Annotated in this window: 1 pseudogene; it reads right to left on the bottom strand. The window is 66.2% G+C overall.

Going from position 1 to position 801, the window contains the following annotated elements:
- Window positions 1-801, bottom strand: a pseudogene (locus tag KZA10_RS16530) (hypothetical protein); the annotation flags it as partial.

Raw genomic sequence — 801 nt, 5'->3', positions numbered from 1 at the left:
GTCGTTGACGTTGCGGACCTCGCCCGCGTCGACGTCGGCCTGCGTGATCGTGTACTCCGCCGTTGCAGTGGCGGTCTCTCCGGGCGCGAGCACGCCGTCGTCGCCCGGCCACGTCACCACCGGAACGCTGACGCCGGGTAGTTCGTCGGTGAGGGACACACCCGACAGGGTCACGTTGCCCGTGTTCGCGATCTCGAACGCATACGACACCGCATCACCGACACCACCCGCACCCGACACCTCCCCCGCCTTCGACACCGACAACCCCGCAGCCGGTTGAACCGTGTTCACCCGCACCGTGTTCGTATCCACCCGCACCACCGCGCCCGACGGCGTCCGACCACCCACCGTGCCCGTGTTCTCCACGAACCCGGCATCCACATCCGCCTGCGTGATCCGATACTTCCCACGACCCGTCACCGAATCGCCCACCTCGAGCACACCCGGAACACCCGACCACGCGATCGACACGTCATACAGACCCTGCATCGGATCCACCAGACCACCCTCGGTGATCGTCACATTCCCGACATTCGTCGCCGTGATCTCGTACTGCACCACATCACCGACCTGCCCGATACCCCCACCCACGAACACACCCGACTTCACCGCCGACAACGCCGCGTCAGGAGTGATTGGGACGGTCTCGGAGGCCGTGCGCTCGTCGACGGGCGAGATCTGCGCCGTGTCGTCCCACAGGATCGCAGGGTCGTGCTCGGTCCATCGCAGGAGATCGGCGCTCGTCGCATGCCCCCAGCTGAGGTTGGCGTGTTCGACACCCTGCGGGTTGTACTGGAAGTA

The sequence above is a fragment of the Microbacterium sp. BF1 genome (assembly GCF_019279095.1).
In the GTDB taxonomy this organism is placed as follows: Bacteria; Actinomycetota; Actinomycetes; order Actinomycetales; family Microbacteriaceae; genus Microbacterium; species Microbacterium maritypicum.
The sequence above is the reverse complement of the archived record's forward strand: the minus strand, read 5'-3'. Positions and strand labels throughout refer to the sequence as shown.